The sequence below is a fragment of the Rathayibacter tanaceti genome, assembly GCF_009834165.1.
In the GTDB taxonomy this organism is placed as follows: Bacteria; Actinomycetota; Actinomycetes; order Actinomycetales; family Microbacteriaceae; genus Rathayibacter; species Rathayibacter tanaceti.
In genome coordinates this window covers 1,069,719-1,095,477 of the sequence record NZ_CP047186.1, presented here as the reverse complement: position 1 = coordinate 1,095,477, position 25,759 = coordinate 1,069,719, and the positions used below count along the sequence as shown (strand labels likewise).

Here is a 25,759-nt window from a genome sequence, read left to right as displayed (position 1 = left end):
TCAGGTCCAGGACCAGGACCAGGAGAACGACAGCGAGTAGCTCACGCTGACGCTGAGGCTGACAGACGTTCCGACGTCTCCCAGCTCTGCGTCGTTGAGCACGATGCTCTGGATCTCCGTCGGCGACGCATAAGCGGTGTAACCGCTCAGCAGGCTCCGTTCCATGACTTCCCCCTTGCTTGTTGTGTGATTAGGAATGCGAGCCAAGGCCGACGCTTTCGCCACCCTCCCCGGCAAGCTCTCGAACCCTAGCAGTACGTGAGATGATCACGTCAAGACCCGAACGGAGTACTACTTATGCCCTCGACGACGACCACTTCTGTCTTGACAGGATTCGACGCAGAGGGCATACGCGCGCTGTGCGTGCGAGCGGGCGGAAGAGAGCGCGAGTCGACCGAGGGAGTGGTCGTCTTCGCCGACCGAGCACTTCTCACGGCCCCCTCGACGAAGGCTCTGCTCGCGGCAGTGGCGTGGGACTCGCGCGAGCCTCTCGTGCGCCCGGTCAGCGGTCCACCCGAACTCGAGGCGGTTCTCGAGGATGCGCGTGCGCTTCGAGGATTCTCAGCCGTGCTAGCGTTCGGCGGGGGGTCGGTCATCGACCGCGCGAAACTGGCACGAGCAGCGGCGGCGGGGGCCGAGCTGCGGTCGGCGACGGAATCGGCTCCCGGCCACGTGCGCCTCGACACGGCGGCCTCGCCGCTACCCCTGATCGCCCTCCCGACCACCCTCGGCACCGGATCCGAGCGCAACACCAACGCCGTCCTCGACGCCGCGGACCGTCGCTTCCTCGTCTCGGGCGAGGTGCTGCGCCCGGAGGCGGCTGTCCTCGACGCCGCGTTCACCCGCTCGCTCGGCACCGACGCGATCCTCTCCGGCGTCTACGAGGCCCTCGCGCGCACGATCGAGCCCTACGCCAGCCCGTCCTCCCATCCGGGCGCGGACCAGCTCGCCCTCGCCACCGCGGGCAGGCTCGCCGTGCTCGGCGACACCGTCTCCTCGCGGCGCGGTGAGCCGGTCGGCGATGAGGTGCTGCTCGAGATCGCCCGGCTCAGCGGGCTGAGCCACGCACCCGCCATGCACGCGGGGCGCACCGCATTCGCCTTCCCCGGCTGGTTCCTCGCCCACGAGCTCGCCTCCGTCACCGGAGCGTCCAAGGTCAGCTGCCTCAGCGCGCTGCTCCCCGTGATCGATCGGCGAGCGCGGCTCGGTGCGCGAGCGTGGGGATCCGCCCGACGTCGCGGTACCGCCTCCGGCGCGGTCCTGAGCGCCATCGGCCTGCCGCCGGGAGACGAGTCGGCCCTGGGCGTCCTCGCGGCGCGATGGTCGCTGCCCGCCCCGTCCGCCGAGGTGGACGTCGACGCCCTGACCGCGCGGATCCTGTCGGCGTGGGGACCGCCGTCGCCGCACCTCGCCCGCGTCGGTCGAGACGAGCTGCTCGCCGTGCTGAGCGAGGCGACAGGCACCGGAGGCGCGTCACCGCGGACGCCAGCACCGCCCGCACAGTCCTAGAGCGCCACGGTCCCGTCGATCAGCGTCGCCGTCGCGCCGCCGATCCAGACGTCCTCGCCCGCGCGCTCGACCAGGACCCGGCCGCTGCGGCCGAGAACGGTCCCCTGAGCCGCGGTGTACCGCTCGGGGAGGACGCCGTTCCCGATCAGCCACTGCGCGATCCCCGCGTTCAGACTCCCCGTCACCGGGTCCTCGGGCACCCCGACGTCCGGGACGAAGGCCCGCACCTCGATAGCGCACTCGCCGCCCTCGGGATGCTCCCCGACGACGCCGACCGCCAGTCCGGCGAGCAGTGCCTGGTCCGGGTCGAGCGCGAGCACCTGCTCCGCCGAGGCGAGGCGCACCGCGAGCCAGCCAGGACCGTTGTCGACCCACTCGTGGTCGAGGATCTCGACCCGCGGGATCCGCAGCGCCACCGCCACCCGCTCCAGGATCGACTCGTCGACCGGGCCGGTGCGTCGCCGCGGAGGTGCCGCGAACGCGATGCCCGCCTCGCTCAGCCGCAGCCGCACGAGGCCCACCGCGCACTCCTGCACCAGCACGCCCTCGCTCCGCGGCGCTCCCCCGGCGGCCAGCCAGGCGTGCGCGCTGCCGAGCGTCGGGTGGCCGGCGAAGGGGAGCTCGCCTCCGGGGGTGAAGATCCGCAGCCGGTAGTCGGCGGCGGGATCGATCGGCCGCAGCAGGAAGGTCGTCTCCGAGAGGTTCGTCCACCGCGCGAACGCCGCCATCGCGTCGTCGTCGACGCCGTCTGCGTCGACCACCACCGCGACCGGGTTGCCGCGGAACGGCTCCGCCCCGAAGACGTCGACCTGCGCGAACCTCCGCGCGGCTACGGCGCTCACTGCTCGGTGATGTCGATCTCCCGCATGAGGTCGGCGTCGATCGCGACTCGGACCTTCTCGAGCAGGCCGTCGGGGGCGGGCGAGTCGATGGTGATCACCGAGAGGGCCTTGCCGCCCGCCTCGGTGCGCGCGATCTGCATGCCTGCGATGTTCACCTCGGCCTCGCCGAACTCGCGACCGTAGACCGCGACGATGCCCGGCCGATCGACGTAGCTCATCACCACGAGGTGCTTCGCGATCGGCACTTCGACGTCGTAGCCGTTGATCGCGACGATCTTCTCGACCTGCTTCGTGCCGGTGAGCGTGCCGGAGACAGAGATCTGCGATCCGTCCGAGAGCGCGCCGCGCAGGGTGATCACATTGCGGTACTCGTCCGAGACCTCCTCGGTGATCAGGCGCACCTCGATGCCGCGCTGCTCGGCGAGCACCGGGGCGTTCACGTACGAGACCGTCTCGGACACGACGTTGGTGAACACGCCCTTGAGCGCCGCGAGCTTGAGCACCTTGACGTCGTAGCCGGCGAGCTCGCCGCGCACCTCGACGTCGATCGAGGTGATCGGCGAGTCGGCGAGGCCGGAGAAGACCTGGCCGAGCTTCTCGATCAGCGGGATGCCGGGACGCACGTACTCGTCGATAACACCGCCGGCGACGTTCACCGCGTCGGGCACGAGTTCGCCGGAGAGGGCCAGGCGCACCGAGCGGGCGACCGAGACGCCGGCCTTCTCCTGCGCCTCATCGGTCGACGCACCGAGGTGCGGAGTGACGACCACGTTCTCGAGGGCGAGCAGCGGCGAGCCCACCGGCGGCTCCTTCACGAACACGTCGAGCCCGGCGCCGGCGATCGTGCCCGCGACGAGGGCGCGGTGCAGCGCCTCCTCGTCGATCAGACCGCCCCGAGCGACGTTGACGACGAACGCCGTCGGCTTCATCAGTGCGAGCTGCTCGTCCGAGATCATTCCCGTCGTCTCCGGCGTCTTGGGCATGTGGATCGTGATGAAGTCGCTCTGCGCGAGCAGGTCCTCGAGGGAGACCAGCGTGACGCCGAGCTGCTGCGCGCGCGCGCTCGTCACGTAGGGGTCGTAGGCGATGACGTCCACCCCGAAGGCCTGGAGGCGCGCGGCGATCAGCGCGCCGATGCGGCCGAGGCCGATGATGCCGACGGTCTTCTCGTAGAGCTCGACGCCGGTGTACTTCGAGCGCTTCCAGAGGCCCTGCGCGAGGGCGCTGTGCGCGGCCGGGATGTGTCGGGCGAGGCTGAGGATGTGGCCGACGGTCAGCTCCGCCGCCGAGATGATGTTGGACGTCGGCGCGTTCACGACCATGACGCCCGCGGCCGTCGCCGCGGTGATGTCGACGTTGTCGAGGCCCACGCCCGCGCGCGCGATGACCTGGAGCGAAGGGGCAGCGGCGATCGCCTCCGCGTCGACCTGCGTCGCCGAGCGGACGAGGATCGCGTGCGCCGAGCCGAGGGCCTCGAGCAGCGCCGGGCGGTCGGTGCCGTCCACGGAGCGGACCTCGAAGTCGGGACCGAGAGCGTCCACGGTGGCGGGAGAGAGTTCTTCGGCGATCAGGACGACCGGCTTTGTCACGAGAGGCGCTTCCTTCGGAGAGGGGACGGAGCGGGCACCGAGGCGGGGGCGTCGGCAGCCCCCCGTCACTGTAGCGGAGGCGTGCCCGCGCCCCGCGCGGTGTGACGCCCGCTGCGCTCAGCTCAGCGAGACCAGGCTCTCGACGCCGAGGATGAGCTGCACGTCGAGCGAGAGCGCGGCCGAGAGACAGAGCGCCGCGGCCAGGATTCCGGCCCGCACCGCGACTCCCCGCCGTCGGCCGAGCACGAGCGCGACGACGAAGCAGAGCACCGGCAGCACCAGGCCGAGCACGAGCACCGTCCAGCCGGTCGGATTGAGATCGGTGCCCAGCGAGGCGGCATAGGCGCGCAGGCCCAGGAGGTTGCCGACCGCCTCCCAGACGTCCCACGCGAAGAACAGGGCGAAGGCGGCAGCGATCAGCACGGAGGCCAGCAGGCGGCGGCCCGGCCGATCGCGCGGCCCCCTCCCGCCGAGAGTGGCCCGGGTCGATGCGGTCATCACGCCCCCTTCAGGAACGGCAGCGGGGCGAGCAGCACGAGCCCGGCGACGAGCCAGAGCACGCGGGTACGCACCCGAGACCCGCCCGAGGCGAGCAGGACGACGGCGAACCACGTGGCCGGCGCGGCGACCGCGAGCCAGAGGCCGAGCGAGTAGAGCCCGCCGCCGAGCGGATCACCCGCGAAGGACGAGTCGGCCACCGGCCCCTGCCGCGTGGCGGTGATGAGCCAGGCGATCGTGTACAGGAGGTAGAGGCCGGCCGCGATGCCCGCGCCGATCAGGAGGGCGGAGGACGAGGCGGCGTCAGCGACGGACTCGTCCTCGACGTCCTCCGCCGCGACGCGCGGGACGCGGCGCACGCGCGCCTCGCCGGGGGACAACGTCGGATCCGCGTCCTCGCCCGCCCACTCCAGCGCGTCCGCGTCGATGCCGTCCTCGTCCTCGCCCTCCGGGGAGCGACCCCGTCTGTCCTCGATCACCGCAACACCCTAGCCGCGCGCACCTCGCAGGAGGCTCCGAGCCCGCCGCCGTCCGCCGGTCACCCCGCGGACACCCGCCGTCCTCCCGCGCGGGGGAGGCTGGGCGGATGGGGGAACGCCGTCGCCGCTACGTCGCTCTCGGCGACTCCTTCACCGAGGGCGTCGGCGATCCGCACCAGCGCCTGCCCAACGGCGTGCGCGGCTGGGCCGACCGGGTCGCGGACCGCCTCGCACGGGCCGAGCCGGGCTGGGAGTACGCGAACCTCGCCATCCGGTCGAAGCGCCTCGCGGCGATCGTCGACGAGCAGCTCGCTCCGGCACTCAAGCTCGAGCCCACCCTGGTGACCCTCTACGCGGGCGGCAACGACATCCTCGATCTGGGCACCGACATGGCCGACATGATCGAGCGCTACGAGGCACTGGTCGACGCGCTCGCCACGACCGGCGCCTCCCTCGTTCTCTTCACCGGCTTCGACATCCCCGGCCTGCCCGCACCGCGGATGTTCGTGCGCCGCAACCGCCTCTACAACAGCGCCGTCCGCCGGATCGCCCGCGAGCGCGGTGCGATCCTGATCGACTACTGGCGGATGCAGGAGTTCCGTTCTCCGATGATGTGGGCCCCCGATCGGATGCACCTCTCGAAGCGGGGCCACCGCGTCCTCGCCGGACGGGTGCTCGACACCCTCGGCGTGCCGCACACCCTCTCGACCGGCCCGTGGGAGGCACCCGAACCGCTCACTCCGCGCGAGTGGCTCCGCGACCAGCAGCGCTGGGCAGCCGACTGGGTCCTCCCCCTCGTCGGACGCAAGCTCCGCCGCGTCACCCTCGGCGACGACCTCAGCCCCCGCTGGCCGACCCCCGTGCTCGTCCCGCCCCGGGGTGGCCTGCGCCGCCTCCCCCGCTGACCTCCCGCTCTCTCCGCCCTGAACGCGAGGGAACCCCGGCCCGTCGAGGGATCCCGCTACAGCGGGTTCCTTCGACGGACCGGGGTTCTCTCGATCGCCCGAGCGACTAGCGCGCGACGCTTCCGTCGGTGTAGTCCTCGTCGGTCTGCTTCCAGGCGAAGAGCTTGCGCAGCTCGCGGCCGGTCTCCTCGATCGGGTGCTTCTCGCCCTTGGCGCGCAGCTCCTGGAACTCGGGGGCTCCGGCGTCCTGGTCGGCGATGAAGCGCTTCGCGAACGCCCCGCTCTGGATGTCGCCGAGGACCTCCTTCATGTTCTCCTTCACACGCGGGTCGATGACGCGCGGGCCCGAGACGTAGTCGCCGTACTCCGCCGTGTCCGACACGCTCCAGCGCTGCTTGGCGATGCCGCCCTCCCACATGAGGTCGACGATGAGCTTGAGCTCGTGCAGCACCTCGAAGTAGGCGATCTCAGGCTGGTAGCCGGCCTCGACGAGGGTCTCGAAGCCGTACTGGACGAGCTGCGAGGTGCCGCCGCAGAGCACGGCCTGCTCGCCGAACAGGTCGGTCTCGGTCTCCTCGGTGAAGGTGGTCTTGATGACGCCGGCGCGGGTGCCGCCGATGGCCTTCGCGTAGGACTTCGCGGTCTCCCAGGCGGTGCCGGTCGCGTCGTTCTCGACGGCGATGATGTCCGGGATGCCGCGGCCGGCGACGAACTCGCGGCGCACGGTGTGGCCGGGGGCCTTCGGCGCGATCAGGATCACGTCGACGCCCGCGGGGGCCTCGATGTAGCCGAAGCGGATGTTGAAGCCGTGCGCGAAGGCGAGCGTCTTGCCCTCGGTCAGCTTGTCCGCGATCTGCTCGCTGTAGATGGCGCGCTGGTGCTGGTCCGGCGCGAGGATCATGATCAGGTCGGCCCAGTCGGCGGCGTCGGCGACGCTCTTGACCTCGAAGCCGTCGTCCTCGGCCTTGGCGGTCGACTTCGACCCCTCCTTGAGTGCGATGACGACCTGGACGCCGGAGTCGCGGAGGTTCTGCGCGTGCGCGTGGCCCTGCGAGCCGTAGCCGACGATCGCGACCTTCTTGGACTGGATGATGGAGAGGTCGGCGTCGGCGTCGTAGATGAGCTCGGTCACGTGGTGAGTCCTTTTCTGTAGTGGAGAGTTCGCGGTCAGTTCTTGAAGACGCGCTCGGTGATCGACTTCGAGCCTCGCCCGATGGCGAGCAGGCCCGACTGCGCGATCTCCTTGATGCCGTAGGGCTCGATCACGCGCAGGAACGCGTTGGTCTTGCCGGTGTCGCCGGTGACCTCAATCACCAGGGCGTCCGTCGCCACATCGACCACGCGGGCGCGGAAGAGGGTGACGGCCTCGAGCACCTGCGAACGGGTGACGTTGTCGACGCGCACCTTCACGAGCAGGTGCTCGCGCTGCACCGACTGGTCGGTGTCGAGCTCGACGATCTTGATCACGTTGACGAGCTTGTTGAGCTGCTTGGTGACCTGCTCGAGCGGCAGGTCCTCGACGTCCACGGCGACCGTGATGCGCGAGAGCCCGTCCAGCTCGGTCGGGCCGACCGCGAGCGATTCGATGTTGAAGCCGCGGCGGGCGAACAGCCCCGCGACACGGGTGAGCAGTCCCGGCTTGTCCTCGACGAGCAGGGAGAGAACGTGGTGCGTCATGCGGATCTACTCCTCGTCGTCCCAGGTCGGGCTGTGGTCTCTGGCGTACTGGACGTAGCTGTTCGAGACCCCCTGCGGGACCATCGGCCAGACCATGGAGTCGCGGCTGACGACGAAGTCGATCACCACGGGCCGGTCGTTGGTGGCGATGGCGAGGCGGATGGCGTCGTCGATCTCCTCCGGCTTGGTGACGCGGATGCCGAGGGCGCCGTACGCCTCGGCGAGCTTCACGAAATCGGGCACCCGGATGGTGTCGTGACCCGTGTTGAGGTCGGTGTTCGAGTAGCGGCCCTCGTAGAACAGCGTCTGCCACTGGCGGACCATGCCGAGGGAGGAGTTGTTGATCACCGCGACCTTGATCGGGATGTCGTTGATCGTGCAGGTGGCGAGCTCCTGATTGGTCATCTGGAAGCAGCCGTCGCCGTCGATCGCCCAGACGGTGCGGTCGGGCTCGCCGACTTTGGCACCCATCGCCGCGGGTACGGAATAGCCCATCGTGCCGGCCCCACCGGAGTTGAGCCACGAGTTCGGGCGCTCGTACTGGATGAACTGCGCCGCCCACATCTGGTGCTGGCCGACTCCGGAGGCGAAGACGCCCTCGGGGCCGGTGATCTCGCCGATCCGCTTGATGACGTACTGCGGCGAGAGCAGACCGTCGGCGGGCTCGGTGTAGCCGAGCGGGAACTCGGCCTGCAGGCCCTGGAGGTAGCTCCACCATTCGGAGGTGTCGGCGCGGCCGGCAGCGCTCGCGCGGGCGAGCGCCTCCGTGAGATCCGGCAGCACGTCCTTGAGGTCGCCCACGATCGGCACGTCTGCGGTGCGGATCTTGGAGATCTCGGCAGGATCGATATCGACGTGCACGACCTTCGCGTGGGGCGCGAAGAGCGCGGCCTTGCCCGTCACACGGTCGTCGAAGCGCGAGCCGAGCGCCAGGATCAGGTCCGCCTCCTGCAGCGCGAGCACCGCAGGAACGGTGCCGTGCATCCCGGGCATGCCCAGGTGCTGTTCGTGCGAGTCGGGGAACGCACCGCGCGCCATCAGTGTGGTGACGACGGGCGCGCCGGACGCCTCCGCGAAGGCCTTCAGCTCGTCGGCGGCGCGGGCCCGGATGATGCCGCCGCCCACGTAGAGCACCGGCTTCCGCGACTCGACCAGCAACTGGGCCGCGGCCTGGATCTGCTTGCCGTGAGCCTTCGTGACCGGCCGGTAGCCGGGCAGATCGATCTTCGGCGGCCAGAGGAACGGCGCCCGGTCCTGCTGCGCGTCCTTCGTGATGTCGACCAGCACGGGGCCGGGGCGGCCGGTGGTGGCGATCAGCGCGGCCGAGGCGAGTGCCGAGGGGATGTCCTCGGGTCGCGTCACGAGGATGGAGTGCTTCGTGATCGGCATCGTGATGCCGACGATGTCCGCCTCCTGGAACGCATCGGTGCCCATCAGCGTCGAGAACACCTGGCCGGTGATCGCGAGCATCGGGACCGAGTCCATGTAGGCGTCGGCGATCGCGGTGACGAGGTTGGTCGCTCCGGGGCCGGACGTCGCGATGCAGACGCCGAGCTTGCCGGTCGCCGAGGCGTAGCCCTCGGCGGCGTGGCCGGCACCCTGCTCGTGGCGGACCAGGATGTGCCGGATCTTCGACGAGTCCATCAGCGGGTCGTAGACCGGGAGGATCGCGCCGCCCGGCAAGCCGAAGACGTCCTCGATCCCGAGCATCTCGAGCGAGCGGACGACCGCCTGCGCTCCGGTGAGGACCTCGGCCGCGGGGGCGGCCCCCGGGGCTGCGGCGGGACGGGGTGGCTGGGGCGTCGGTGCGGGCTGCACGGCGGACGGATCCGGAGTCATGCGGGTGTCGATTCCTTCAGGAGGTGGTGCGGCGGCGGGCAGGGGCCGGAGGCGAGTGCCCGGGAGACGCGGATGCGCGGCCGGCCGGAGCGGGCCGGGTCACCCGGTGGTGGCACCCTCGGCGGCCGAGCGGACGAGCTTGGCGTACTTGGCGAGGACACCGCGGGTGTAGCGCGGAGGGAGAGGCGCCCAGCCCTCTCGGCGGGCGGCGAGCTCGGACTCGTCGACGAGTAGGTCGATCGAGCGAGCGGCGATGTCGACCCGAATCGGGTCTCCGTCGCGGACGAATGCGATAGGACCTGCGTCCACCGATTCGGGAGCTATGTGGCCGATGCACAGGCCGGTTGTGCCGCCTGAGAATCGTCCGTCGGTCAAGAGTAGTACATCTCTGCCGAGCCCGGCCCCCTTGATGGCGGCAGTGATGGCGAGCATCTCCCGCATGCCCGGGCCGCCCTTCGGGCCTTCGTAGCGGATGACCACCACGTCGCCCTTCTCGATCCGGCCCTCCGTCAGCGCGTCCATCGCGGCCCGCTCGCGCTCGAACACCCGCGCCGGGCCCTCGAAGACCGACGCGTCGAAGCCGGCCGTCTTCACGACCGCGCCCTCGGGGGCGAGCGTGCCCTTGAGCACGGTGAGGCCTCCGGTCGCGTGGATGGGGTTGTCGAGGGTGCGGATGACCTCGCCGTCGAGCGGAGCGATGTCCATCTCTGCGAGGTTCTCGGCGACGGTCCTCCCGGTGACGGTGAGGCAGTCGCCGTGCAGGAGCCCCGCGTCCAGTAGCGCCTTCATCACAGCGGGGACACCGCCGTGGCGGTCGACGTCGTTCATCACGTACTTGCCGAACGGCTTGAGGTCGCCGATGTGGGGGATGGTGTCGCCGATGCGGTTGAAGTCGTCGATCGTCAGGTCGACCTCGGCCTCGTTGGCGATCGCGAGCAGGTGCAGGATGACGTTCGTGGAGCCTCCGAACGCCATCGCCACGGCGATCGCGTTCTCGAACGCCTCCTTGGTGAGGATGTCGCGCGCGGTGGTGCCTCTGCGCAGCAGCTCGACGACCGCCTCGCCGGATTTGCGGGCGAAGTAGTCGCGGCGGCGGTCGGCCGCGGCGGGCGAGGCGGAGCCGGGCAGGCTCATCCCGAGCGCCTCGGCGACGCTGGCCATCGTGTTGGCCGTGTACATGCCGCCGCACGAGCCCTCGCCCGGCGCGAACGCGCACTCGATGCGCTTGGCGTCCTCCTCCGACATGATGCCGGCCTTGACGCCGCCGACCGCCTCGAAGGAGTCGATGATCGTGATGTCCTTCTCGGTGCCGTCCGAGAGCTTGACCCAGCCCGGCGCGATGGAGCCGGCGTAGACGAAGACGGCGGCGAGGTCGAGGCGCGCGGCCGCCATCAACATCCCGGGCAGCGACTTGTCGCAGCCGGCGAGCATGACGGTCCCGTCGAGCCGCTCCGCCATCATCACGGTCTCGACGGAGTCGGCGATGACCTCGCGGGAGACGAGCGAGAAGTGCATGCCCTCGTGTCCCATCGAGATGCCGTCAGAGACGGAGACGGTGCCGAACTGGAGCGGGTAGCCGCCTCCGGAGTGCACGCCCTCCTTCGCGGAGCGCGCGAGGCGCTCGAGCGAGAGGTTGCAGGGGGTGATCTCGTTCCACGACGACGCGATGCCGATCTGCGGCTTCTCCCAGTCGTCGTCGCCCATCCCGACCGCCCGCAGCATCCCGCGCGACGTGGTGGCTTCGATGCCGTCCGTGACGGTGCGCGAGCGGGGCTTCCAATCGATTTCCGGCATGCGTCGAGGCTACCGCTTCGCGCGCGCCGCTCCCGCGCGATCCAGGAGGAGCGGCTCGTCGGGATCGGCCGCCTCCGGGCCAGGAGCGGCCCTCCCCGACGAACGGCCAGACACCCCTCCCATGCCAACGCTACGACGTCGCAGTACAGCCTTCCTGCCCGGGACCTCTCGTCGAAAACGCGCGCTCCAGTGCCGCGAGCTCCTGCCGGACAGCGTGCGCGTGCAGCCCTGCAGCAGCGGCGTAGGCCTGACGAGCCGCCCCCGACGGGGTCCACCACCGCGCTGCGCTCCTGCGCGACCCGGCCAGCGCCGGCAGGAGCAGCAGCGGTAGCGCCGAAAGAGAGACGACCAACACATTGACGGCCAACGATGCAGGGCCACTCTTCGGCCAGACGAAAAAACCGGCCACGAGAACAGAAGCAGACACCGGCAGCAGGACGGAGTAGCCCCTCAGCGCCGCATTCGCCTCCCGGCTGATCACCCGATGCCGATCTCTCGCCACGACGACAGCAAGAGGTGCCGTCACGAGGTGTCGACGACAGGATGCTGCATAAACACAGCGTGCGGAAACACTGAGCAATCATCGCTGGCGCGTCTCCCTCTGAGGGACACGATCCGAATCGTCTTTACACCATCCGGGTCAGGGAGCCCCGCAGGACACGGATTGTCAGGGAACCCCGGCCCGATCGCACCGGGGGCTCAGAAAGACACCTCACAGTGTTCGACATGATCAGATCTCACGGTGTCCTCGCCCCCCTCGTCCGCACCGCCGTCGTCCTCGCCGGTGTCTCGATCCTGGCGGGATGCCAGAGCACCGCGGAGGCCGCACCGGAGCCGTCCTCGTCCCCCTCATCGTCGGCGAACGGTCGCGACGAGGGCGGCTCGATGGGCGACCGCGGCGATTCCCAGACGGAGCAGGCGAACCTCGCGGCCGTGCTGAAGCTCTACACGGACGCCTTCCCCGACCCCGCCTCCTCGACGGCGGTCGCCACGGCCGGCGAGGTCGTCGCGCCGGACGCGGTCGCGCACGGTTCTGGGCAGACGGCGGGACCGGACGGACTGCTGGCCGAATTCACCTCCGACCGCGAGCGGGTCCCCGGCGCCCAGGCGGTCGTCAAGCGCACGGCGGCCGACGGAGACCTCGTCGCCGTGCACTACCAGGTCGCCTCCGATCCGGCCGACGAGCGGACCGGCGAGGCGGCCGTCGACCTGTTCCGTGTGCAGGACGGAACCGTCGTCGAGCGGTGGTCCTTCGATCAGCCGATCGCGACCGGCACCCCGGCCAGCGGCAACACCAACACGATGTTCAGCGATCTCTACGACCCTCCGAAGCCCGCGGTCGCCCCGTCGGAGTCGCAGGAGGAGAGCGACCGCGTGTTCGCCGTGAACGCCTACGACACGCTCTTCCGCGACCAGGACGTCTCGATCCTCGACACGGCATTCGACCCCGCGTACCTCCAGCACAACCCGGTCGCACCCAACGGCACGGACGCCCTCAGGTCGTTCTTCTCAGGGTCGGCCGGATTCCCGCCGCAGGAGTCGGTGATCTCCCTCAGCGACGGTGACCTCGTCTGGACCTTCTCCCAGAGCGTGGGAGCGGAGTCCGGCGACCCGGTCCTCGCGGCGGACATCTTCCGCGTGGACGACGGCCTCATCCGCGAGCACTGGGACGTGGTGCCGACCGCCGGCTGAGCCCGCAGCGAGGGCACGCCGCCTCACGGACGCCGGGCTGCCGAGCGCAGCCCGGCGAGCAGCGAGAGCGCGTGCGCGACCTGCTCCGGGCCGCGGACGCGGAAGGCTGCGGCGGTGGTGCCCTCACCGCTCTTGATGCCGAGATCCCCGGGGCCGAGGACGGCGAAGGCGTCCTCGTCGGTCACGTCGTCGCCCGCGTAGAGCACGGCGGTCGCGCCGGTGTAGCGGCGGAGGTGCTGGACGGCCTCGCCCTTGGTGGTCGAGCGCACCGAGAACTCGAGCACATTCTTGCCCTCGCGGACGGTGACTCCCTGCACCTCGGCGCGCGCCTCCGAGAGGGCGACGACGTGCGCGACGCGGCTGTGCCGCTCGGTCGCGAGGCGCGTGTGCAGGGCGAAGCCCGCGGGCTTGTCCTCGATCCAGACGTTGTCGATGCCGCGCGCGATGCCCTTGAGCACGTCCTCCAGCACGCCGACCTTCTCGAGCTCGTCGTCGTCGAGGCGCACGGCGTCCTCCTCGGGGTCGAGGCGGATCTCGATGCCGTGCGAGCCGACCAGGAGCGCCTCGTCGGGCAGCTGCGAGACCTCCTCCAGGCTGCCGAGGGCGCGGCCCGAGACGAGGGCGACACGGGTGGCGGGCAGAGCGAGCAGCCGCAGCACCGCCTCGCGCGCCTCCGGGAGCGCCCTGGCGCGGGCGGGATCGTCGACCTCCGGGGCGAGCGTGCCGTCGAAGTCGAGCGCCACCAGGAGGCGATCGGTGTCGGCGAGCCGGCGCAGCGCTGCCTCGAGTCGCTCCGGGACGCGCTCGCTCATCGGGCACCGCCGTCGAGTTCGCGGTCGTGCACGGCCACCCGCTCGAGCTCGGACGCCTGGCCGTGCGCGGAGTCGTCGCGGTGCTCCGCCTCCTGGCCGTGCGGCGCCTCCTGCCCGCGGGCAGCGGGGCGGACCCCGAGCTGCAGCCCAGCGGCGTGCTCGGTGAGCGCCGCGAGGAACGACTCCGACCAGCGCGCGACGTCGTTCTCGAGCACACGGCGGCGCAGCGCCCGCATCCGGCGAGTGCGCTCGACGCGCGGCATCCGGGCGGAGGCCTCCATCGCGTCCTTGAGTCCGGCGATGTCGTGCGGGTTGACCTGGACGGCCTGCTTGAGCTCGTCGGCCGCTCCGGCGAACTCGCTCAGCACGAGCACCCCGTCGTTGTCGAAGCGGGAGGCGACGTACTCCTTCGCCACGAGGTTCATCCCGTCGCGCAGCGCGGTGACGAGCATCACGTCCGCGGCGAGGTAGAGGGCCACCATCTCCTCGCGAGGGTAGCCGTGGTGCAGGTAGCTGATCGCGGGATGGCCGAGAGTGCTGTAGTCGCCGTTGATGCGGCCGACCTGCAGCTCGATGTCGTCGCGGAGCTGGCGGTAGGTGTCGACGCGCTCACGGCTGGGGCTCGCGACCTGCACGAGCACCGCGTCCTCTGAGGTGAGGCGGCCGTCGCCGAGCAGCTCGCCGAAGGCCTTCAGGCGGTGGCCGATCCCCTTGGTGTAGTCGAGCCGGTCGACCCCGAGCATGATCGTCTCGGGATCGCCCAGTTCCGCGCGGATCTCACGGGCCCGCGCCTGGATCTCGGGGGTGCGTGCCATGGCCTCGAACGAGGCGGAGTCGATCGAGATCGGGAAGTGCCGTGCGACCACGGGCCGGACGCTGGCTCCGCGACGCGAGCGGTTGATGCGGCGCGTGCCGCCCACCGCATCCTCCTCGACCGGAACCTCGACCACGGTGCTGCGGGTGTCGTAGCCGAGCAGGCGGCGGACTGCGCGCAGGAAGCTGCCCGCGTCGCCCTGACGCTGGAAGCCGATCACGTCCGCGCCCAGCAGGCCCTCGACGATCTGCCGCCGCCAGGGCAGCTGCGCGAAGATCCCGTAGGGCGGGAACGGGATGTGGTTGAAGAAGCCGATGGTGATGTCCGGCCGGAGCTCGCGGAGCATCTTCGGCACGAGCTGAAGCTGGTAGTCCTGCACCCAGACCACGCCGTGCTCCTCCGTCACGGCCGCGGCCGCCTCGGCGAAGCGGCGGTTGACGCGCACGTAGGCGTCCCACCAGTCGCGGTGGTAGGTGGGAGGCGCGATCACGTCGTGGTAGAGCGGCCACAGGGTGTCGTTCGAGAAGCCCTCGTAGTAGTCCTCGAGCTCCTTCGCGCTGAGCGCGACAGGCACGATCTGCACGCCGTTGTCGACGAACGGAGCGACCTCCTCGTCGGCGACACCCGGCCAGCCGACCCAGGCGCCCTCGTTCGCGCGCATCACCGGCTCGAGCGCGGTGACCAGTCCGCCCGGAGAGGTCTTCCACGTGGCGGTGCCGTCCTCGGCGACGACACGGTCGACGGGGAGGCGGTTCGAGACGACCACGAACGCGTTGCGCTCGGTCGTCCCGGTCTTCGTCGCCGGATCGGCGGCGGGGGAGGCGGAAGCGGAGTGCGGAGGAATGGTGGTCCCAATCGTCGGTCGAGCCGTCGTCGTGCCTGTCGAGGCTACCAGCCGGCCCCCGATGGGGGACGTGCTCAGCCGTGCACGAGGGCGAGCGCGAGCGTGGCTCCGCCAACCGTCGGCACGATCGCGACGAGGCCCAGCAGAGCGTATTGGCGCCACGAGAGGTGCACGCCCAGCGCGGTCAGCCGCTGATGCCAGAGCAGCGTCGCGAGCGAGGCCCACGGCGTGATGAGCGGTCCGGCGTTGACCCCGATCAGCAGGGCGACCAGCCGCAGCGGGTCCGCGGCGACCGGTTCGAGAGCGAGGTACGCGGGCAGATTGTCGACCAGGTTCGCGGCGACCGCTCCGGAGCCGGCGAGCCGCAGCAGATCGAGCGTGCCGCTCCCCTCGCCCGCTACTACGGCGAGCGCCGCGCCCAGCCCGAGCTGGTGCGCAGCCTCCATCGCCACGAACAAGCCCGCGGCGAAGACGACGAGCTGCCACGGAAGGAGTGAGACGCGCAGTGCCGATGGGCGCCGGAACGCGAACAGTACGACGAGGGCGACCGCGGCGACCGCAGCGGGGATCCACACCTCGAGCCCGGAGACGAGAGCGGGCAGGAGCAGCGCCACGACGATGCCTGCGCCGAGGAGCAGCACGCGGTCCCCGACCGGCGTGCGCTCCCCCGCCAAGTAGCGCCCGGCGAGCTCGCGCCGGTAGCGAACGGCGAGGATCACCACGGGGACCGACGCGGCGACGAGCGCCGGGAACGCCGTCAGCCCCGCGAACTCCAGGGGCCCGTCGACCCCGAGCCGGCGCTGAGCGAGCAGGTTGGTGAGGTTCGAGACCGGCAGGAGGAGGGAGGCGCAGTTCGCCAGCCACACCGTCGCCATCGCGAACGGCAACGGAGAGACGCGCACGTGCGCCGCGAGCAGCACCACGACGGGCGTCAGCAGGACCGCTGTCGTGTCGAGCGAAAGGAACACCGTGCTGACGACCGCCATCGCGACGACGAGCAGCCAGAGAACGGCGGTGCGGCCCCGACCCCAGAGCGCGGCCCGCTCGGCGACGACCGTGAAGACGCCCGCCTCCGAGGCCAGCTCGGCGACGATGCTCACCGCGACCACGAAGGCCAGCACGGGAGCCGTGCGCTCGACCAGCTCGCCCAGCGCCTCCGGGGGGAGGATCCCGGTCACGACGGCTGCTGCTCCGACGAGGAGCAGGACCGCTCCGATCACAGCCGTGCGCATGTCGTTCCGTTCTCCTCGGCCTGCGCCAGCGCCGGGATGAGGTCGCGGTGGCGGTCCACCGTAGCGGCGGACGCCCCCGTGTCGCGACGCGTTCCTCTGAGAGCTTTCGCACCCGCTAGCGTCGGAGTGAACACAGGAGGCACACGTATGCGCAAGTTCATCCTCAACTCCAGCGTCATCAGCGCGATCGTCGGCGGCTGGTCGATCCTGCAGACCACGCGCAAGGGCCCGCGCGACTGGCGTCTCGCCCTGCAGTGGGTCAGCTGGGCCATCTCGGTCACCGTCGCCATCGGCTCCGTCTCGTACGACTCGAAGAAGCTCGTCGCAGAGGACCAGGGCGCCGCGCGCGACCGCTGACACCGGACCGGCACGCCGCCTCCCGCCGGGGCGGCGTGTCTCCCTCGTGGTGGGGCCACCGGCAGCGACACTGGAGTCCGTCGCTGCTTGCACGGGAAACGGGGTTCGTCATGAGGTTTCGTCTGAGGCGCCGTCCGCCGGCCCCCGAGCTCGTCGCGGCCCCCGCGCTCACCCAGGATCAGCTCTTCGCCGTCGTGCACGAGCGCCTCGCCGCCTTCGTCGGCACCGAGGGAGCCTGGGTCGTCACCCGGCGCAGTCACGACGACCGCGATCCGATCTTCCACGGCATGCTCGCCCGCTCTCTCGCGCACGAGCTGTCGGCCGCGATCCAGGAGGAGCAGCTGCGCGCCGGAGTCGAGGCCACGGCCAACCCGGTCACCGCCGCGATCCCGGTGATGCGTGCCTCGACGCCTCCTGTCGAGCCGGCCGCCCTCACCTGGGAGCCGCAGCCGATCGCCGTCTGGGCCGAGCCCGCCTCGACCGACGCCGCTCCCGCCGAGCCGTCCGCCGTGCGCTGAGCGCACCACGGGGCCGCCCCGCCGCGGCCCTTAGACCTGAGGCCAGCCCTCCGGTCCGGACGTCCCGGCCGGGTACTCGTCGAGCGGGACCGTGCCTGCCCGCCAGGCGTCGAGAGCCGGCTGCACGATGCGCCAGCACTCCTCCGCAGCGTCGCCGCGCACGGAGAGCGACGGGTCGTCGTCGAGGATGCCGGAGATGACCTCCCCGTAGGCGAGCAGCTCTCCGGCGCCGAAGGTCGCCTCCAGCGACGCGCGCTCCAGTGTGTACGGGTCGCCCGGGCCGTTGATGTTGAGTTCGAGTGCCATCTGGTCGGGGGCGAGGAACAGCCGCAGCACCGAGGGCGACTCCGTGCCGTGGAAGCCCGCCGGGAGGTGCGGCACCGGCTTGAAGCGGATGACCACCTCACGCCGCCGCTCCCCCAGTGCCTTGCCGGAGCGCAGCGTGAACGGGACTCCCGACCAGCGCCAGGTGTCGACCTCGACGGTCAGCTCGGCGAGGGTCTCGGTCCCGCGGGCGGGGTCCACCCCGTCCTCCTCGGCATAGGCCGGCAGTGCGCGCCCGTCGATCGAGCCCGCCGCGTAGCGGGCACGGCGGGAGCTCGCCGCCGGATCGTCGCCCGCGAGACGCGTGGCCCGAAGGACGATCGATTTGGCATCGCGCAGGTCGGCCGCGTCGAGCGTCGAGGGCGGCTCCATCGCAATCACGGCGAGCACCTGGAGCAGGTGGCTCTGGATCATGTCGATCAGGGCGCCCGCGCCGTCGTAGTAGCTCGCCCGCCCCTCGAGCGCCAGCTGCTCGTCGTAGACGATCTCGACGCTCTCGATGTGCTCGGCCGACCACAGCGGCTCGAGGATCCGGTTGGCGAACCGCAGCCCGAGCACATTCATCACGGTCGCGCGCCCGAGGAAGTGGTCGACGCGGTGGACGCGGTCCTCGGGGACGAGGGCGGCGAGGCGCCCGTTCAACGCGCGGGCGCTCTCCTCGTCGGTGCCGAAGGGCTTCTCGAGGGCGAGCACGGTCCCCTCGGGCAGATCGTGGGCGGCGAGCGCATCGCAGGCCCTCGCGGCGATCGCCGGAGGCAGCGCGAAGTAGACGGCGACCGGGCCCTCGCAGCTCGTGAGCAGGGCAGCGAGCGCCTCCGGATCGGTGACGTCGACCTGCTGGTAGCGAGTGCCGGCCACCAGCTCGTCGACTCCCTCGCCCGTCGCCTCGACCGTGCCGAACGACGCGGCGAGCACCTCGTGCCAGTGCTCCTGCGTCCACTCCTCGCGACCGGCACCGACGAGGTGCACCCGGCGGTCGGCCTCGCGGGTCAGCAGCTGGCCGACGGCGGGGAGGAGGAGACGCGAGGACAGGTCCCCCGTCGCACCGAGGATGAGCAGGGTCGAGACGGTCTGTGCCATGCCGTTCACCCTACGGCGAGCCTGCGAGGCCACGCTCCGCCTTGACCGGGAGGCCCCAGCCGCGCCTGCGAGGATCACCGCATGGTCTCCCCGATCGAGGACTACGCTGTCCTCTCCGACTGCCGCACCGCCGCCCTCGTCTCCCGCGACGGCGGCATCGACTGGCTGTGCCTGCCCCGTTTCGACTCCGCCTCCGTGTTCGGCGCCCTGCTCGGCGGCGACGACCAGGGGCGGTGGTCGCTCCGACCCGTGGACGGCGACGCCGCGAACGAGCGCCACTACCTCGGCGAGACCCTCGCCCTGGTCACCCGCTGGACGACCGCTACCGGCGTGGTCGAGGTCACCGACGTGATGCCGCTGCGCGACGAGCGCGCCGAGCTGGTGCGGCGCGTGCGCGGGATCTCCGGCACCGTCCGGATGCGGCAGGAGTTGCGCATCCGCTTCGACTACGCCCGCACTCTGCCGTGGGTGCGGCAGGAGGGGTCGGACGAGGACCCGCTGCTGGTCGCCGTCGCCGGCCCCGACGCGGTGGTCGTCCGCGGGGTTCGCCTGACGGCGACCGATCATGTGCACTCCGCCGAGTTCGAGGTGGCGGCCGGCGCCGTCGTCGACCTCTCGATGGCGTGGTTCCCCTCGCACCAGCGGGCGCCGAAGCGCCTCGACGTCGACCACGCCATCGAGCGCACGCTCGCCTGGTGGTCGGAGTGGGCGTCCAGGATCGACTACGACGGTCCGCACCGGGCGGCCGTGGTCCGCTCGCTCCTCACCCTGCGCGCGCTGACCGACGACGAGACGGGCGGCATCGTCGCGGCGGCCACCACCTCACTGCCGGAGCAGTTCGGCGGCAGCCGCAACTGGGACTACCGCTACGTCTGGCTCCGCGACGCGGCGCTGGCCCTCCAGGCGCTCCTCGCCCACGGCTTCGAGCAGGAGGCGCAGAAGTGGCGGACCTGGCTGCTGCGGGCGGTAGCCGGGGCTCCAGAGGACGTGCAGATCATGTACGGCCTCGCCGGCGAGCGCGATCTGTCGGAGCGCACCATGCCGAGCCTGCCCGGGTACGACGGCGCCTCCCCCGTGCGGATCGGCAATGCCGCCGTGGACCAGTATCAGGCCGACGTCATCGGTGAGGTCATGGTCGCGCTGCACGAGGCGCGACGGGTCGGAGTCGACGAGACGGAGTTCTCCTGGCCGCTCCAGCGAGCGCTGCTGGGCTTCGTCGAGGCGAACTGGCGGCGGCCCGACAACGGGATCTGGGAGATCCGGGGCGAACCGCGGCACTTCACGCACTCGCGCGCGATGATCTGGGCGGCGCTGGACCGCGGCGTCCGCGCGGTGCGAGAGAGCGGCCTGCCCGGCCCGGCCGAGACCTGGGAGCGGCTGCGCGACGAGGTGCGTGCCGAGATCGAGGCTCACGGCTTCGACGCCCAGCGCGGGCACTTCGTGCAGTCGTACGGCTCGGCCGAGGTCGACGCCTCGCTCCTGGTTCTGCCGATGGTCGGCTTCGTCGCCGCCGACGATCCACGGATGCTCGGCACCGTGGCGGAGCTGGAGCGCACTCTGCTCCAGGACGGACTGCTGCACCGCTACCGCACCGAGTCCTCCGTCGACGGTCTGGCCGGCGGTGAGCATCCGTTCGTCGCGTGCTCGTTCTGGCTGGTGCGGCAGTACGCCTACTCAGGCCGGCTCGACGAGGCTCGCACCCTGATGGACCGCCTCGTCGGACTCTGCAACGATGTGGGCCTACTCTCGGAGGAGTACGACGTCGAGGGCCGACGCCACGCCGGCAACACTCCGCAAGCGCTCTCGCACCTCGCTCTGGTGCAGGCGGCCGATGCGATCGCGGCGCAGCGGTGAGGCGGCGCAGAGCGGTGCTGGCGGGAGTCGGCGGTCTCCTCGGGCTGGCTGTGCTCGGCTTCCTCACCTGGACCTCGATCGTCAGCGGCCCGGATGAGGAGGCGCTCGCCCGGGTGCGCGCCGACCCGGCGATCGCCGTGCACCGCACCGCCAACGCCCTGGTGATGACTCCGACCTCCCCCGGGTCGCTCGACGGCACGGGGCTTGTCTTCGTCCCGGGTGCCAAGGTGGAGGCGTCGTCCTACGAGGCCACGCTCGCTCCGCTGGTCGACGCGGGGGCGACCGTGGTGATCACCCGGCCGATCCTGCACCTGGCGTTTTTCGACCTGCGCTCGCTCGAGACGTTCACCGACCAGGCCGAGGGCGTCGACCGGTGGCTGGTCGGCGGCCACTCCCTCGGCGGGGTCAAGGCCTGCCAGTGGGCGGAGGACCCGGAGGTGTCCGGGCTCGTCCTGCTCGGGAGCTACTGCGCGAACGACCTGTCGGGCTCCGACCTGCCCGTGCTGAGCGTCAGCGGCTCCGAGGACGGGCTGAGCACCCCCGCGAAGGTGTCGGCCGCGCGCGGCCTGCTCCCGGCCTCCGCCGCCATGGTCGAGATCGAGGGCGCCAACCACGCCGACTTCGGCTGGTACGGGCCGCAGGCCGGCGACGGGACCGCGACGATCAGCCGCGAGGAGGCGGACCGGCGCCTCACCCAGGCCCTCCTCGGTTTCTCCGGCCGAGTCGGCTGAGTGAAGGCGCCCGGCTCGACCTCGAGCGCACTCGACACCGGAGGTCGACGCCAGGTCCACCGGCGCCCCGGCCGAGTCGGATGCATTGTCGATCTCGCGCGCGTCGTCTCGCCGAGGGTCAGTCCTGCTGGGGAGTCTCGCGCAGGTCGATCAGGCCGGTGAAGAGGGCTCCACGCTCGTTCGAGCGCTCGTCGCCCGAGAACAGGTTGTCCGGGGCGGAGGGGGTGTGGCGGCGCGGAGTCGCGGACGGCGCCGGCTCCCGCTCCATCTCGACGCGCTGGCGCGGCAGGGCCACGGGATCGTTCTCGTGCAGCCACGAGACCAGTCGCTCACGCACGTAGCAGCGCAGGTCGAACAGGGTCGGCGCGTCCTTCGCGGTGACCAGCACCCGGATGCGGACGAATCCGCCCGTCGCATCCGTCACCTGGAGCACGCTGGTGCGCCGGTCCCACAGGTCGGTCTCGTCGAGCAGACGGTGCAGTTCGTCGCGCATCTGCTCAGGGCTCACCCGCCAGTCGAGGTCGAGTTCGACGGCGCCCAGCAGTTCGGAGCCGGTGCGCGTCCAGTTCTGGAACGGCTGGGTCGTGAAGTAGTTGGTCGGCAGCACCAGGCGGCGGTCGTCCCACAGGTGCACCACGACGTAGGTCAGCGTGATCTCCTCGATCCGCCCCCACTCGTCCTCGACGATCACCACGTCGTCCAACCGGATCGCATCGCTGAAGGCCAACTGCATCCCCGCGAAGATGTTGGTGAGGCTCGACTGCGCCGCGAGACCGGCCACGATCGAGAGCACACCGGCGGAGGCGAGCAGGCTCGCCCCCGCCGTGCGCGCCTCGGGGAAGGTCAGCAGCGAGGCTCCGATGGCGATCACGACCACGGCCGCGACGGCGACCCGCCGGATGATCGTCATCTGGGTGCGGAGGCGACGGGCGCGCCGGTTGTCGGCGGTGTCGGTGCGGTAGCGCTCGGCGCCGAGATCCTCCAGGAACACGAACAGCGCGCCCACCACCCACGCCGCTGCTCCGATCGTGGCGATCTGGAAGATCCGGTCGACGAGCGTCGGCCAGGTGTCGCCGGACACTGTCGCGGCCAGTGCCGCCCAGACGGCGATGGTCATCAGCAGAACGCGGAACGGGATGCGCAACCGGCGGATGAGCAGGCGCGCCCAGGCCTTGCGTGCGCCGATCGAGCGGAGAACGAGCGCGGTGACGGCGGTCACCACGACGGCGATCACGACCGCGATCACAACGGCGAGAGCGATGGAGCCGATCTCGGGGAGGACGTCTTCGGGCACAACTGTCCTTTCGTAGGCGGAACGGAAGCGAACGGAAATCCTTCCACGCGAACGGGCCTGAGGCGGCGTTGCGCGCCGGACCCCGTGCGGATGCCCAGCCGGCTGCTACCGTCGCAGCACGAAACCGAGGGAGAATCATGTCTGAACGTTCCATCGCGTCCGCTGTCGTCGCCGTCACCGCCGCTCTCGCCCTCGCGGGCTGCGCCGCAGCGGGAGGAGACCCCGCAGCGCATCCTTCACCGTCGTTCTCGTTCCCGCCGGCTGAGGCGCCGGCGCAGTCGTCGCCCGCCACCACCGACTCCTCGGGCGGGTCGCCGATCACCGACGAGGAGATCGCCGGTGCGGCGGACGCCCTGAACGCGTCCGGCACGACCACCTTCGAGGACGGCTCCGCCTTCGCCGCCGAGGACGAGGTGTACTGGAACCTCTCGAGCTCGACGCTCAGCGACCATGGCTTCGAGATGGACGCCGCCGCGTCCGACCTCGCGAACGGCCGCTGGTCGTACGTCGCTGCCGACGGAGCGACGATCGTCGCGCTGCAGCAGCGGGTCAGGGATATCGACCCAGCGCAGGGCGACGAGGAGGCGACCCGGGAGATCCTCTCGCACGCCGGGCTCTCCGGCGATCCCCGACCGGCCTCCTTCGGCCGATCGGCCGGCGGAGAGGTGCAGGCCCTCGCCGGCGAGCTCGCCCCGGGCGGCGACGGCCGACCGGTCGGCCTGGTCTCGCGGACCTTCGCCCGCACCGGCATCAACCTGACCTTCTTCGGAGCGGCGTCCGGCCAGGATCGTCTGACGGAGACCCTCGATGTCGCGAAGCAGGCGGTGACGGTGGGAATCGACCGCAAGGGCTGACCGCCGCCTGTCCGGCGCCCGCGGTCAGTCGGCCGGTTGCGCGAAGACCCGGAACAGCACCCGGAGGATCAGGCTGAAGCCGGCGAGCGCGACGACGCCGGCGAGGTACCAGGTCCACGGGACCGTGCTGGTCATCATCGGGCCGCCCTGCACGCCCAGCAGCAGCACCGCGGCGACGACCAGCACTCCCGCGACGAGCGTCCCGATCACATCGCCGACCGCACGTGCCCCCCAGGCGGCGAGATCCGCACCGACCCTGCGGGTGGAGGCGAGGCGCCCGTCGACCAGCTGCTGCGACAGAGCGCCGATCTGGCCCGGTAACCGCTCGAGGACCGAGAGCGAGGTCAGCGAGCGCGAGAACGCGGTCGACTTCAGTCCGTCCGGCGAGAGCACCTGCGCGGCGATACTGGTCGTGCTCTCGCGGATCAGCGCCATCTGGTCGATGCCCGGCGCGAGGATCTCGAGGCAGCCCTGCAGGGTCGCGAAGGTGCGCAGCGCTGCGGCGACGTGCGGAGGCAGCGCCAGACGGTGCGTCCGGAACACGTCGAGCAGACGCGCGATCCCCGCGGGTCCGAGCCCGTCCGGGCCGGCGACGACCGTCATCGCCGCGCCGAGATCGCGGCGGAGCGCGTAACCGTCGATGTCCGAGGGCGGCACGAGCTGGAGCAGCAGGGTCGCGGCCGACTCGGTGTCCTGCGCGTCGAACGCCGTGAGCATCCCGAGCAGCACGCCGCGGAGCTGCTGGTCGAGGATCCCGACCGATCCCAGGTCGAGCAGAGCCAGACGACCGTCGGTCTGCAGGACCACGTTGCCCGGGTGCAGATCGGCGTGGAACACGCCCTCGACCAGCACCTGCCGGAGCACGTTCTGCAGGAGGGTCCTCGCCAGCGCGTCGCGATGATCGCGCTCGAGTTCGTCGAGACGGGCGGAGGCGCGACCCAGCGTCGTTCCCGCGATGAACTCCATCACGATGACGTTCGGCGTGCTGAGCTCGACGTGCACGCGGGGGACGTCGACGGCGTCGCCGACAGCGGCGGCGAGCCGGAGCGTGTTCGCGACCTCCAGCCCGTAGTCGAGCTCCTCGAGCAGTGCATCGCCGAAGCCGTCGGCGAGCGCGGACACCCGCATCTCGCGGGCCCAGAGGGCGCTCGCCTCCAGCCGCTTGCCGAGACGGCGGACGATGTCGATGTCGACGCGGACGCTCTCGCGCGCGCCGGGACGCTGCACCTTCACCACCACGGTCTCCCCCGTCGCCCTGATCACTGCACGGTGCACCTGCGCGACGGAGGCGGCAGCGAGCGGCTCCGACTCCACGTCGAGCTGGTCGCGGAGCGCGCCGAGATCGGACGTGAGAACGGCATCGATGCTCTCCCACGACTCGGGGGACGCGCTCGTCTGCAGGGCCGAGAGCTCTGTCGCGAGTGCAGGCGGGATCACATCGCCGCGCGTGGACAGCACCTGGCCGAACTTGACGAACGTCACCCCGCAGGCGTTCAGCGCGCCGACGAGCGCAGCTCCGACGGGAGACCCTGCGTCCTGACGCGGGTCGCGCCGCAGCATCGACTGCAGGCCGAACCGCGCGAAGATCATCGTCACCTGGAGGTAGCGGCGGGTCCGTCGGCGCAGTGCCAGCTGATCCCGGATCCAGCGGATCGGGTTCCGCACAGAGCCGGTCGGGACCAGCGCCTCCGCCGCCACGAGCAGCGCGACCCCGGCGACGAACGCCCAGGCGAGCGCGAGCGCCATCAGGAGAGCGATGACCTCGACCCCGACGAGGATCACCGGTTGCCCCTCCGACTCGCCGAACAGACCGGCCGGCACGACGACCGTCTGGACGGTCGGCGACGCGATCGACAGGATCGCGACTCCGACCACGAAGGAACGCACCGCGCCGACCGGGACGCCCAGAAGCCGCCTGGCGGCAGCACGGGCACCCGCCCCCACCACGAGACCCACCACGACCGTCACGAGGACAAGAGAGATCGACACCAGTCGAGCCTGCCACAGCAGCTGAGAACGGCTCCGGAGCTGTCGCACCGCCGCTCGAGAAGCGGCGGGATCGGCTCCCGATCGCCGAGCGTCGCCTCCGGAAGCACGTCACCTCTGAAAGAGCAGGAACGGGGCGAGCGTGTGCACCCTCTCGGACGTGAACCGAGAACCCGCTGTCTCCATCAGTTCGTCCACACGCAGCCGTACGGGTGCGCTGGTCCCGACAGTCCGG

At 71.2% G+C, this 25,759-nt stretch carries 23 protein-coding genes; 8 read left to right on the top strand and 15 right to left on the bottom strand.

The window, feature by feature from the left end; genetic code table 11:
* Positions 1-165, bottom strand: a complete 165-nt coding sequence (locus tag GSU10_RS05185; RefSeq protein ID WP_068208500.1) for a signal protein — start codon at positions 163-165, stop codon at positions 1-3.
* 132 nt (positions 166-297) lie between these two features.
* Between GSU10_RS05185 and GSU10_RS05180 the strand changes: the two genes are divergently transcribed.
* A complete protein-coding gene (locus GSU10_RS05180) occupies positions 298-1,509 on the top strand; it encodes an iron-containing alcohol dehydrogenase (RefSeq protein WP_082844969.1) in 1,212 nt (403 codons plus the stop codon).
* On the opposite strand, the gene GSU10_RS05175 is transcribed toward GSU10_RS05180, so the two are convergent.
* The 4 genes from GSU10_RS05175 to GSU10_RS05160 all read right to left on the bottom strand — a co-directional run bounded on the left by GSU10_RS05175 (position 1,506) and on the right by GSU10_RS05160 (position 4,917).
* Positions 1,506-2,351, bottom strand: coding sequence for a PhzF family phenazine biosynthesis protein (locus GSU10_RS05175; RefSeq protein ID WP_068208493.1), 846 nt, complete (start codon positions 2,349-2,351; stop codon positions 1,506-1,508). The two genes, GSU10_RS05180 and GSU10_RS05175, sit on opposite strands and share 4 nt — an antisense overlap.
* On the bottom strand, positions 2,348-3,940 hold the full coding sequence (gene serA / locus GSU10_RS05170) for a phosphoglycerate dehydrogenase (RefSeq protein ID WP_068208491.1): 1,593 nt from the start codon (positions 3,938-3,940) through the stop codon (positions 2,348-2,350). Before serA ends, GSU10_RS05175 begins: the two co-directional genes overlap by 4 nt.
* A gap of 117 nt (positions 3,941-4,057) precedes the next feature.
* The gene (locus tag GSU10_RS05165) at positions 4,058-4,438 is read right to left on the bottom strand and encodes a hypothetical protein (RefSeq protein ID WP_082844968.1); all 381 of its coding nucleotides are present in this window, start codon (positions 4,436-4,438) and stop codon (positions 4,058-4,060) included.
* Entirely contained in the window at positions 4,438-4,917 is a 480-nt protein-coding gene (locus GSU10_RS05160) for a hypothetical protein (RefSeq protein WP_132505792.1), read from the bottom strand. Before GSU10_RS05160 ends, GSU10_RS05165 begins: the two co-directional genes overlap by 1 nt.
* A 107-nt stretch (positions 4,918-5,024) precedes the next feature.
* Here GSU10_RS05160 and GSU10_RS05155 point away from each other — a divergent pair, with 107 nt between their 5' ends.
* Positions 5,025-5,822 (top strand): SGNH/GDSL hydrolase family protein, encoded by a 798-nt coding sequence (locus tag GSU10_RS05155; RefSeq protein ID WP_068208484.1) that lies wholly within the window; start codon positions 5,025-5,027, stop codon positions 5,820-5,822.
* Between the two features lie 106 nt (positions 5,823-5,928).
* Here GSU10_RS05155 and ilvC read toward each other — a convergent pair whose 3' ends face one another.
* From ilvC to ilvD, 4 genes are all read right to left on the bottom strand, one after another.
* Positions 5,929-6,954, bottom strand: a complete 1,026-nt coding sequence (gene ilvC, locus GSU10_RS05150) for a ketol-acid reductoisomerase (RefSeq protein WP_068208481.1) — start codon at positions 6,952-6,954, stop codon at positions 5,929-5,931.
* Between the two features lie 35 nt (positions 6,955-6,989).
* Positions 6,990-7,499 (bottom strand): acetolactate synthase small subunit, encoded by a 510-nt coding sequence (gene ilvN, locus GSU10_RS05145; RefSeq protein WP_104314053.1) that lies wholly within the window; start codon positions 7,497-7,499, stop codon positions 6,990-6,992.
* A 6-nt stretch (positions 7,500-7,505) separates the two neighbouring features.
* Entirely contained in the window at positions 7,506-9,338 is a 1,833-nt protein-coding gene (locus tag GSU10_RS05140) for an acetolactate synthase large subunit (protein ID WP_132505795.1), read from the bottom strand.
* A 99-nt stretch (positions 9,339-9,437) separates the two neighbouring features.
* The gene (ilvD, locus tag GSU10_RS05135; RefSeq protein WP_132505798.1) at positions 9,438-11,132 is read right to left on the bottom strand and encodes a dihydroxy-acid dehydratase; all 1,695 of its coding nucleotides are present in this window, start codon (positions 11,130-11,132) and stop codon (positions 9,438-9,440) included.
* Between the two features lie 726 nt (positions 11,133-11,858).
* Between ilvD and GSU10_RS05130 the strand changes: the two genes are divergently transcribed.
* Positions 11,859-12,824: a nuclear transport factor 2 family protein gene (locus GSU10_RS05130; protein ID WP_132505801.1), complete on the top strand. Its 966-nt coding sequence runs from the start codon at positions 11,859-11,861 to the stop codon at positions 12,822-12,824.
* A gap of 23 nt (positions 12,825-12,847) precedes the next feature.
* Here GSU10_RS05130 and otsB read toward each other — a convergent pair whose 3' ends face one another.
* The 3 genes from otsB to GSU10_RS05115 all read right to left on the bottom strand — a co-directional run bounded on the left by otsB (position 12,848) and on the right by GSU10_RS05115 (position 16,526).
* The gene (gene otsB, locus GSU10_RS05125; protein WP_132505804.1) at positions 12,848-13,636 is read right to left on the bottom strand and encodes a trehalose-phosphatase; all 789 of its coding nucleotides are present in this window, start codon (positions 13,634-13,636) and stop codon (positions 12,848-12,850) included.
* A complete protein-coding gene (locus GSU10_RS05120; RefSeq protein ID WP_132505807.1) occupies positions 13,633-15,216 on the bottom strand; it encodes an alpha,alpha-trehalose-phosphate synthase (UDP-forming) in 1,584 nt (527 codons plus the stop codon). The genes otsB and GSU10_RS05120 overlap by 4 nt, the downstream gene beginning before the upstream one ends.
* Positions 15,217-15,368: 152 nt before the next feature.
* A complete protein-coding gene (locus GSU10_RS05115; RefSeq protein WP_068208476.1) occupies positions 15,369-16,526 on the bottom strand; it encodes an ArsB/NhaD family transporter in 1,158 nt (385 codons plus the stop codon).
* Positions 16,527-16,673: 147 nt separating this feature from the next.
* On the opposite strand from GSU10_RS05115, the gene GSU10_RS05110 reads away from it, so the two are divergent.
* A complete protein-coding gene (locus GSU10_RS05110; protein WP_068208473.1) occupies positions 16,674-16,883 on the top strand; it encodes a hypothetical protein in 210 nt (69 codons plus the stop codon).
* A 110-nt stretch (positions 16,884-16,993) separates the two neighbouring features.
* Positions 16,994-17,401 carry a hypothetical protein gene (locus tag GSU10_RS05105; RefSeq protein ID WP_068208470.1) on the top strand — a complete coding sequence of 136 codons (408 nt, stop codon included), beginning with the start codon at positions 16,994-16,996 and terminating at the stop codon, positions 17,399-17,401.
* Between the two features lie 30 nt (positions 17,402-17,431).
* Here the strand turns inward: GSU10_RS05105 and GSU10_RS05100 are convergent, their stop codons facing one another.
* Entirely contained in the window at positions 17,432-18,805 is a 1,374-nt protein-coding gene (locus GSU10_RS05100; protein WP_199220898.1) for a glucose-6-phosphate dehydrogenase, read from the bottom strand.
* Positions 18,806-18,886: 81 nt separating this feature from the next.
* Here GSU10_RS05100 and GSU10_RS05095 point away from each other — a divergent pair, with 81 nt between their 5' ends.
* Positions 18,887-20,659 (top strand): glycoside hydrolase family 15 protein, encoded by a 1,773-nt coding sequence (locus tag GSU10_RS05095; RefSeq protein WP_068208464.1) that lies wholly within the window; start codon positions 18,887-18,889, stop codon positions 20,657-20,659.
* The gene (locus GSU10_RS05090) at positions 20,656-21,390 is read left to right on the top strand and encodes an alpha/beta hydrolase (protein WP_068208462.1); all 735 of its coding nucleotides are present in this window, start codon (positions 20,656-20,658) and stop codon (positions 21,388-21,390) included. Before GSU10_RS05095 ends, GSU10_RS05090 begins: the two co-directional genes overlap by 4 nt.
* Positions 21,391-21,508: 118 nt before the next feature.
* Here the strand turns inward: GSU10_RS05090 and GSU10_RS05085 are convergent, their stop codons facing one another.
* A complete protein-coding gene (locus GSU10_RS05085) occupies positions 21,509-22,684 on the bottom strand; it encodes a mechanosensitive ion channel family protein (RefSeq protein ID WP_199220899.1) in 1,176 nt (391 codons plus the stop codon).
* A 137-nt stretch (positions 22,685-22,821) separates the two neighbouring features.
* Here GSU10_RS05085 and GSU10_RS05080 point away from each other — a divergent pair, with 137 nt between their 5' ends.
* The gene (locus GSU10_RS05080; protein WP_068208459.1) at positions 22,822-23,538 is read left to right on the top strand and encodes a hypothetical protein; all 717 of its coding nucleotides are present in this window, start codon (positions 22,822-22,824) and stop codon (positions 23,536-23,538) included.
* Positions 23,539-23,562: 24 nt separating this feature from the next.
* On the opposite strand, the gene GSU10_RS05075 is transcribed toward GSU10_RS05080, so the two are convergent.
* Positions 23,563-25,527, bottom strand: a complete 1,965-nt coding sequence (locus GSU10_RS05075; RefSeq protein ID WP_068208456.1) for an ABC1 kinase family protein — start codon at positions 25,525-25,527, stop codon at positions 23,563-23,565.
* Positions 25,528-25,759: the final 232 nt, after the last annotated feature.

Excerpts from the sequence above, each read along its gene's own strand:
- GSU10_RS05185 (WP_068208500.1), bottom strand. The coding sequence starts at position 165 with ATGGAACGGAGCCTGCTGAGCGGTTACACCGCTTATGCGTCGCCGACG.
- GSU10_RS05180 (WP_082844969.1), top strand. The coding sequence starts at position 298 with ATGCCCTCGACGACGACCACTTCTGTCTTGACAGGATTCGACGCAGAG.
- GSU10_RS05165 (WP_082844968.1), bottom strand. The coding sequence starts at position 4,438 with ATGACCGCATCGACCCGGGCCACTCTCGGCGGGAGGGGGCCGCGCGAT.
- GSU10_RS05155 (WP_068208484.1), top strand. The coding sequence starts at position 5,025 with ATGGGGGAACGCCGTCGCCGCTACGTCGCTCTCGGCGACTCCTTCACC.
- ilvN (WP_104314053.1), bottom strand. The coding sequence starts at position 7,499 with ATGACGCACCACGTTCTCTCCCTGCTCGTCGAGGACAAGCCGGGACTG.
- GSU10_RS05140 (WP_132505795.1), bottom strand. The coding sequence starts at position 9,338 with ATGACTCCGGATCCGTCCGCCGTGCAGCCCGCACCGACGCCCCAGCCA.
- ilvD (WP_132505798.1), bottom strand. The coding sequence starts at position 11,132 with ATGCCGGAAATCGATTGGAAGCCCCGCTCGCGCACCGTCACGGACGGC.
- GSU10_RS05130 (WP_132505801.1), top strand. The coding sequence starts at position 11,859 with ATGATCAGATCTCACGGTGTCCTCGCCCCCCTCGTCCGCACCGCCGTC.
- otsB (WP_132505804.1), bottom strand. The coding sequence starts at position 13,636 with ATGAGCGAGCGCGTCCCGGAGCGACTCGAGGCAGCGCTGCGCCGGCTC.
- GSU10_RS05115 (WP_068208476.1), bottom strand. The coding sequence starts at position 16,526 with ATGCGCACGGCTGTGATCGGAGCGGTCCTGCTCCTCGTCGGAGCAGCA.
- GSU10_RS05110 (WP_068208473.1), top strand. The coding sequence starts at position 16,674 with ATGCGCAAGTTCATCCTCAACTCCAGCGTCATCAGCGCGATCGTCGGC.
- GSU10_RS05105 (WP_068208470.1), top strand. The coding sequence starts at position 16,994 with ATGAGGTTTCGTCTGAGGCGCCGTCCGCCGGCCCCCGAGCTCGTCGCG.
- GSU10_RS05100 (WP_199220898.1), bottom strand. The coding sequence starts at position 18,805 with ATGGCACAGACCGTCTCGACCCTGCTCATCCTCGGTGCGACGGGGGAC.
- GSU10_RS05095 (WP_068208464.1), top strand. The coding sequence starts at position 18,887 with ATGGTCTCCCCGATCGAGGACTACGCTGTCCTCTCCGACTGCCGCACC.
- GSU10_RS05080 (WP_068208459.1), top strand. The coding sequence starts at position 22,822 with ATGTCTGAACGTTCCATCGCGTCCGCTGTCGTCGCCGTCACCGCCGCT.